We start from the raw sequence: 7,754 nt of genomic DNA on the forward strand, positions 1-7,754 counted from the left end.
AAAATCCTGCATTATCGCAGAAATTTGAATGTTCTGGCTATCAACAACGTGAAAAAGCTGTACTTTTGCAGGATTCGTTAATTAATACGAAATACGAATGAAAACGGCAGTGAGCAGGTGCCGAGGCTGTTTTCCGGTTGCTATCAGGCGGCACCATACCGTCGCGAGCGCCCCGGGACAACCTGTCGTTCCCGCCGAGCTCCCGTTTCAGCTTTTTCGAGACGCCACATCAGATGCGGCAGCCAGCCACGCCATGTCCCCTTCGACAAGCACGACCTTATGCCGTAGAAAACTTCTCGAATATCGTCTCGCAAACTATTCTGACTTATGGGACAGCCGCTATTCGATTTGTCGTGAGCGCGAGTTGACACTGACTCTCATTACCCCTTTTTGATTGTTTCAAACCTTTCGTTTTATGATAGAAGCCGGTTATGGTTTGGATTTCATATAGATAATGAAGTATCAAAAATGACGACATTTGAATAAAACATATTCCCTTCGATGACCTTTCCATCAGGGATAATTAATCCTGTGACTTTGGTGCCATCTTGAAACGCAACTTCCGCATAACGACTGATCAGTTTTGACAAAACGGGATATTCCATGGTACGCAAGGGTGCGAAAAGGTGCGAATCATTCCTGCAGGCGTATCATTTCAACAAACGAATCATTCCCACAGGCGTATCATTTCCATATTCCGCCATGGAGCGCCATACTTCGCGATCATATGGCGAAATTAGCATTTCTGGGTTTTCCGATTTAAATTCTTAGTTACTATGGGCGATGCCGGTCGGCTGGGCTTTTCTGGAAACCGCTTCCTTACATGTTAAGGGGGTGGTTTTTTTGTCTGATCGGGTCGGAATAAATTTGAATGCGGCCAGAAATTTCAACAAAAAATTGACAGAAAATCTATTAAACTGGTAAATGATATCCGGAATTAGGACATTCGATCGAAAGATTAGGAAGGAGGGAAAACGGACCCGCTACCGCTGCAAAAAGATGTCGTCATTTCCAACTGCCGAGCATGCAGGCCAAACGTGCAGGCCAGAGGAAGCACGCAAGCCAGACGAGCATACAGACCAAACGAGCATACAGACCAAACGAGCATGCAGACCAAACGTGCAGGCCAGAGGAAGCACGCAAGCCAGACGAGCATACAGACCAGACGAGCATACAGACCAGATGAGTATGCAGACCAAACGTGCAGGCCAAAGGAAGCCAAACATGCAGGTGAGAGGAAGCATGCAGGCAAAGAAAAGATTTCGAGGAGGGATAATTATGAGCTTGGTTTTTAATCGCCGCAAATGGTTCGTATTCGCAGCTCTCATCGCATTGATCGTTTCGATGGCAACCCCGGCTCTCGCAGCCGGATCGGCGCTGGCCTCCGAAGCCGCTGCCGCATCCGCATCCGCATCCGAACTTCAGCCGTCCGTTCGGGCGGCTCCGCTGCCTTTGCCCGACGGGCTGCAGCTTGATGCGGACAAGAAAGCGAAGGCTCAGCAGAAGCTGCCTTTCTCCCTGTCGGAAGCCGATAGCGCGCCTTCCGCGCCGGAGCAGGCGCAGCAAAATTTCGTGCCTGCTTCGGACAGCGCGGAGGAATTGACGGTCATTGTCGAACTGCAATCCGATCCGTTGGCGGTGCACCGGGCAAAAGTCGGGAGCGGGCTGACGACGTACGACGCATCCTACCCGCTGAAGCTGGACAAGGAGCAGAACGATTTCGCCTCCAGAGCCAAAGCGTTGAAAGCGCAAATCGGCAACCGGTACAAGCATGCTTTCAACGGCTACGCCGTGCGGATCGCGGGCAACGAGGTGGACCGCCTGCTCGCCCTTCCGGGCGTCAGGGCGATCTATCCGAACGCGACGTACAAAGCGGTTCCGCTGAAAAGCGTGACCCCGAACATGGATGAAAGCGCGCCGTACATAGGCTCGAACGTGCTTTGGGATCTTGGTGTGGACGGAACCGGAATCAAGGTTGGCGTCCTCGATACGGGAGTGGATTATCACCATCCGAGCTTGAAGGATGCCTACAAGGGCGGCTACGATTTCGTGGACGACGACGATGATCCTTACGAAACGCTGCCCGATCCGGACAACCCGGAGGCGGCTACGAGTCATGGTACGCATGTGGCCGGAACGATACTCGGCAGAGGGGAACCGACGGTCGAGAATCACCCGAACGGCTGGGTGAAAGGCGTCGCCCACGGTGCGGATCTGTACGCCTACCGCGTGCTTGGCCCGGGCGGCACAGGAACGAGCGAAGACGTCCTCGCCGCGATCGACAAGTCCGTGGAAGACGGATTGGACGTCATCAACCTGTCTCTCGGCAGCAGCAGCAACAACGAAGCGAGCGCCGATTCGATCGCGCTCAACAACGCGGCGATCGCCGGCGTCATTCCGGTCGTCTCGAACGGCAACGACGGACCGCTCCCTTATACCGTCACCGATCCGGGGACGGCCGAACTGGCGATTTCCGTCGGCGCTTCGTATCCGCCTCTCAACGTACCGGCCATTACCGGGGAAGGGATCGGCAAAATATACGGCAGCATCATGAGTTTCTCCCCCGACTTGGGCGATTTGGCCGGGCAGACGCTGGAGATCGCGGATGCCGGTCTCGGCCGGGAGTCCGACTTTGCGAGCGTCGACGTTGCCGGCAAAGTGGCGCTGATTTCGCGGGGTGAAATTTCGTTCCGGGACAAATCGGTGAACGCGAAGGCCGCCGGTGCGATTGCGGCTGTAGTCTACAACAATGCGCCCGGCAACTTCGGCGGCACGCTCGGCGAAGAGGGCGATTACATTCCGACGATCAGCATATCGCAGGAAAACGGCCTCGAGCTGCTCGAAGCGATGGAAGGTCATGAATCGTATTCCGCCTTGTTCGGCATCGAAATGGTGGAAGATTTGATCGCCGACTTCAGCTCGCGAGGACCCGCGCTGCCTTCGCTCGCGATCAAGCCGGACATCGCGGCGCCCGGCGTCGGCATCCGGTCGTCCGTGCCGGCCTACGGCGGGGATTATACGAATGCGTACGAGGATTCGCAAGGGACGAGCATGGCGGCACCGCATATCGCCGGCGCGGCGGCGCTCTTGCTGGAGCGCAATCCGTCGCTTACGCCCGAGCTTGTGAAAGGTCTGCTCATGAACAATGCGGTCCGTCTTGCCGACGAAAAGGGCAAAATTTATTCGCACATGGAGCAGGGAGCCGGCCGGGTCGATCTCGCCAACGTCATCGAGGCGGAAGCGGTCGCGCTCGTCTCCCGGTCGACGACGTACGTGACAGGCGGGGAAGAAACGTCTTACCGGACCGGCAGCTTGTCGTTCGGACAGACGGCAGCCGGAGAGACGTTGACCGGGACGATTACGGTCGAAGACATCGCCGGAAGCGCCGCGACGTATACGGTCGGCGCAGAATGGACCGGCAGCGCGGCGGGTACGGTCCTGCCGGAAGCCGGCACCGTCGAAGTGGCGGCGGGAAGCAGCGCCGAATTGAATGTGACGCTGCAGGTCAGTCCGGAAGCGGCCGACGGTTATTATGAAGGCAGTCTGACGCTCACTTCGGACAAGGGGCATGTCCTTTCCGTTCCGTTCGCCGTCTATGTCGGATCGGTCGAACTGCCGGCCCCGATATCGGGCCTCGAGCTCGATCCGGACATCTTCTCGCCGAACGGAGACTCGGCAGCCGATACGACCGATATTTATTTCGGCATCAACCGGCCGCTCGATTATTTCTCGCTCGACGTCTTCAATGAAGAGGGCACGCAGTGGCTCGGCACGATCGTCGAAACGAACGGAGTCGGCCCGGGCAGCTATTGGATCGAAGGCTGGGATGGGACTCTCTACCACCCGAGCAAAGGACTTTATTCGCTTGCCGATGCCGGCGACCAATTTTACCTGCTGGTTCCTTTCTACAACGATTTAGAAATTGCCGAAGACGAGATCGCGCCGTTCGTCATCGACGTGAACGCGCCCGTATTTGCGCCGGATGACCCGGAAATTACGGTGAGCGACGGCACCGGGACGATTTCGGGAACGATCGAAAGCGATTATCTGGTTGAGCTGTTCGGCGACTTCCAGGCGATCGGCGTTGCGGCCGTGTTCGGCAGCCAGCAGGCGGACGGCGTTATCGGCGCGGACGGCCGATACCGGATCGAGGTGCCGATCGTCGAAGGGGCGAACACGTTCGACGTCTATGTGTACGATGCCGCGCTGAACGGAGCAGCCGCCCCCGCTTATACCGTTACGTATGAGTCGGCGGAGGGACCAGGCGCGTCGGTCTCGGTATCCGTATCGGCGGAAGAGGCGAGGCCGGGCGAAAGCTTCGGTCTGTCGGTTGACGTTAACGGCTACGGCGAGCTGTACGCGGCCCAGTTCAGCGTGACGTACGACGCGGTTATCGCGAGCGGAACCGTCGAACCGAGTCCGCAGCTGTCCGCATACCAGGAGGCAAGTAACCCGGGCGTGCCGCTTATTATCCAGGAGAACAAGACGGAGCTCGACAACGGCCAAATCCGTTCCGACTATATCGTTTCTCTGGCGGGCGACATAGACGGCTATCGCGATGCGGACAGCCTGTCGCTTGCGCTCTACCATTTCGTCGGCGATCAGGAAGGCAGCTACGAATTCGAGCTGTCGAACGTCCGTCTGCTGGACGGAGACGCCGGAGACATCCCGATCGGACAAGTTACGGGAGGCGCGGTGACGATCAAGGACAGCCCGTCCGGGACGACGTTCACCATTTCCGGAACGATCGACGCCGAAGCGTTCGGGGAAGAGGTCGACTACAGCGAAGTATGGTATACCGGCGATGACGGAACGCATAAAGTCGTCGCAGAGGCAGTCGATGCGAACGGCAACGTGGCCGGTATCGGCACGATAAGCGCGGACGGCGGATATACCATCACGGTGCCTGCCGGAACGTATACGGTGCGCATCGTCGTACCGGGCCATATCGGAGCGTCCGAATCCGTCCGGGTGAACGGCAACGTCAATCTCGACTTCGGACCGCTGACGGCCGGCGACGTGAACGGCGACGGCGTCGTCGATCTCGTCGACCTGCAGCTCGCCGCCAAAGCGTTCGGCAAGACGAGAGGAACGGCCTGGCCGAATGCCGCCGCAAGCGCGGCCGACATTAACCGCGACGGCGCGGTCGATCTGCTCGACGTATCGTTCATTCTGGCCAACTTCGAATTTTAAGCGAAACCCGTTCTTCACGGACGGCATAACGGGCTTCACCAATACGGCGGGAGGGGGGAGGGGCGATTTGCGCCCGTCCTCTCTCCGCTATAACGAACGGGGGATAAAATGAAACGTGAGCGGATGACAAGAAGCCTTTGCGCCTTGGCGCTCATACTGTTCGCCGGTTCGGCCTTCCGCGCGGCTGCGGCCGCGCAGGCGGCAGCGGGCGAAGCGAAGCCGCAAGTGCGGCTTGCGCTCTCTTCCGCGCAAGTCGACGTAGGCGATACGTTCGAGGCCGCAATCTGGCTGCAAGGGTTCACAGGCGATTACAGCGACATTCAAGGATATGAGATCCGGATCGATTACGATCCGGAACTGCTGGAGCCGGTGACTGACGGGAACGAGTCGGCGCTGAAGCCGAAAGTGTTCGCAGGCGGGGCCAGTCCGATGACGCTGGCCAACCGGATCGATACGGCAGCCGGAAGCATCCATATTTCGCAAGTGACGACGAAAAGGGTAATCTGCTGTTCGCCGGCTACGGCAAAGCGGGCGAGCTTCGCTTCAAAGCGCTGAAGGCCGGCGAGGCGCAGCTGACGCAATCGAAATCGATCGTCATCAAGGCGGATAATCCCGGCGTCAACATTATACATACGGTCAATGCGCCAACTGTCGTCATCGGCACGTCCGGAAGCGTGTCCGGCGGGAGTGAGCAGACCGATACGGTCGGCGAAGAACCGGAGAAGAAGGGCGGCTCCGTGACGAAGGATCAGGCGCTTCGCGTTTTTCGCGATTACGGCCAGATCGCGTCGATGTCTTGGGCTGCAGACGCGATCGCGTCCTTTCCCGAAGCAAGGTGATGCAGGGCACGCCCGCCGGAAATTTCGAGCCTCGCAAAAACATAACGAGAGCCGAATTCGCCAAGACGGCCGTCGTCGCTCTCGGGCTCGACATGACACAGCGGCTGACCCCGACATTCGCGGACGTGCCGAAGACGGCCTGGCATTACGATTATGTGGAAACGGCCGCCGAATACGGACTCGTCGAGGGATCGACAAGGGGCGGACGCGCTGTGTTCCTGCCGAACGAACCGATTACGCGGGCGGAAATCGCGGCTGTCGTGTCGCGCTTTCTCCGCGGGTTCCAAGGCTTTCCCGGGGCGGCGGCCGCTGTGGACATCCCTTTTGCCGACGTGAGTGCGGACCATTGGGCGTATGAGGACATCCGGTATTTGCACCAATTTGAGTTGTTGAAAGGGAAGTCCGCCGACCGGTTCGCCCCCGCGGACAACGCCAGCCGGGCCGAAGCGGCCGTCCTGCTCGAGAGGCTTCTGGCTCTCCGCGACGGATAACGGACGGGCGGACGCATGGGCGCAATGTGATCCCGGCCCGGCCCCTGTTTGCCGGGCTCGCGGACGCATTATCGCAATGCGATCCGCCCTCCTCCGGTTCGCCGGACTTGCGGCCGGAATGCCGTCGCCCCGTCGCTCCCCGTCCTGCCGCTTCAGCTTGTCTTCTCGAACGGCCTTCCGTTCGGCCTCCTGCTCCTTCATGAAGGCTGCGGACTTTGAACGCGATTTGCGAGTCCAAAAATTTTGAAACGTACCGAAAGGAAATCCGGTATCCGGAATGGAATTCATTTATAGTGTCTTCAAAATAATGGAAGGGGGCGGGGAGGTTGATACAGGTCAGACTGGCGACTGCGGACGATGCGGAAGAGCTTTCCCGGCTGAATCAACGCTTCAACGGTGGGGAGAGACGTCCGGCGGAGGCCATCGCCGCAAGCATGGGAAAAAGCGGCGAACGGATCGCCGTGGCGACGCTGAACGGGAGCGTCGTCGGGTTCGCCTGTGCCCAATGCTTCGAGTCGTTCTGCTATCCGGATGCGATGGGAGAAATCACCGAATTGTACGTGGAAGAATCGGCTAGAGGAATGGGGGCTGCCTCGTCCCTGATCGCCTTGTTGGAGGAACATCTGCAGGCTTCGGGGGCAAGAGAGATCAAGGTATTGACGGCCGCCGGGAACGGCGCCGCCTTGAAAACCTACGGGAGGTGTGGCTATACGCTGGACGACGACGTTCTGCTCCGGAAAAAATCGGAAGAAAAGAGGAATCGAAGTGAATCGGAACAGCGGCGGAATTGTGATCGGCATCGACGGCGGAGGCTCCCATACGCGAGTGATGGTTGTGGAAACGAACGGCCAGGTGCTCGCCTATGTCGAGAAGGGCGCATCCTCCATCCATAAAGATTTGCAGGCGCAGCGCAACGTGCGGGAAGCCGTCGCGGAAGCGCTGCGCCAGGCGGGAAGGGATGCGGGAAGCGTGCGGGCGTTGACGGCGGGGATCGCCGGGCTCGATTCCGAGTCGGACCTGGAATGGGTGCTGCCGATGACAGAGCTGGAAGGACTAAATTGTCCGAAGGAGCATGTGAACGACGCCGTCGTCGCGCATAGCGGCGCCCTCCTCGCCGAGCCGGGCATCGTTGTCATTTCCGGTACGGGATCGATCATTTATGCGGTAACGGAAGAAGGACGGCGCATCCGGAATTACGATCTGCATCATTACACTAGCGTTGCATCAAAGA

At 58.7% G+C, this 7,754-nt stretch carries 7 protein-coding genes; 6 read left to right on the forward strand and 1 reads right to left on the reverse strand.

All coding sequences use genetic code 11. From position 1 onward, the window contains the following. Nucleotides 1-443: 443 nt before the first annotated feature. Nucleotides 444-590 carry a hypothetical protein gene (locus PACILC2_RS06525; protein WP_213528220.1) on the reverse strand — a complete coding sequence of 49 codons (147 nt, stop codon included), beginning with the start codon at nucleotides 588-590 and terminating at the stop codon, nucleotides 444-446. 688 nt (nucleotides 591-1,278) lie between these two features. Here PACILC2_RS06525 and PACILC2_RS27900 point away from each other — a divergent pair. The 6 genes from PACILC2_RS27900 to PACILC2_RS06555 all read left to right on the forward strand — a co-directional run. Beyond that, nucleotides 1,279-5,193, forward strand: coding sequence for a S8 family serine peptidase (locus tag PACILC2_RS27900; RefSeq protein ID WP_213528223.1), 3,915 nt, complete (start codon nucleotides 1,279-1,281; stop codon nucleotides 5,191-5,193). Between the two features lie 144 nt (nucleotides 5,194-5,337). Next, complete coding sequence (locus PACILC2_RS06535; RefSeq protein ID WP_213528225.1) at nucleotides 5,338-5,748, forward strand: cohesin domain-containing protein; 411 nt, start codon at nucleotides 5,338-5,340, stop codon at nucleotides 5,746-5,748. 119 nt (nucleotides 5,749-5,867) lie between these two features. Then, nucleotides 5,868-6,032 (forward strand): hypothetical protein, encoded by a 165-nt coding sequence (locus PACILC2_RS06540; protein WP_213528227.1) that lies wholly within the window; start codon nucleotides 5,868-5,870, stop codon nucleotides 6,030-6,032. Further along, nucleotides 6,032-6,523, forward strand: coding sequence for an S-layer homology domain-containing protein (locus PACILC2_RS06545; RefSeq protein WP_213528229.1), 492 nt, complete (start codon nucleotides 6,032-6,034; stop codon nucleotides 6,521-6,523). Before PACILC2_RS06540 ends, PACILC2_RS06545 begins: the two co-directional genes overlap by 1 nt. 326 nt (nucleotides 6,524-6,849) lie before the next feature. Continuing rightward, nucleotides 6,850-7,416 carry a GNAT family N-acetyltransferase gene (locus tag PACILC2_RS06550; protein ID WP_280515287.1) on the forward strand — a complete coding sequence of 189 codons (567 nt, stop codon included), beginning with the start codon at nucleotides 6,850-6,852 and terminating at the stop codon, nucleotides 7,414-7,416. After that, nucleotides 7,352-7,754, forward strand: a 403-nt coding sequence (locus tag PACILC2_RS06555; RefSeq protein ID WP_372447066.1) for a BadF/BadG/BcrA/BcrD ATPase family protein, incomplete at its 3' end; no start/stop codon positions are given. The genes PACILC2_RS06550 and PACILC2_RS06555, both read left to right, overlap by 65 nt.

Source organism: Paenibacillus cisolokensis, from assembly GCF_018403665.1.
GTDB lineage: Bacteria > Bacillota > Bacilli > Paenibacillales > Paenibacillaceae > Paenibacillus_AH > Paenibacillus_AH cisolokensis.

Coding starts and splice junctions, on each gene's coding strand:
- PACILC2_RS27900 (WP_213528223.1), top strand. CDS start 1,279: ATGAGCTTGGTTTTTAATCGCCGCAAATGGTTCGTATTCGCAGCTCTC.
- PACILC2_RS06545 (WP_213528229.1), top strand. CDS start 6,032: ATGCAGGGCACGCCCGCCGGAAATTTCGAGCCTCGCAAAAACATAACG.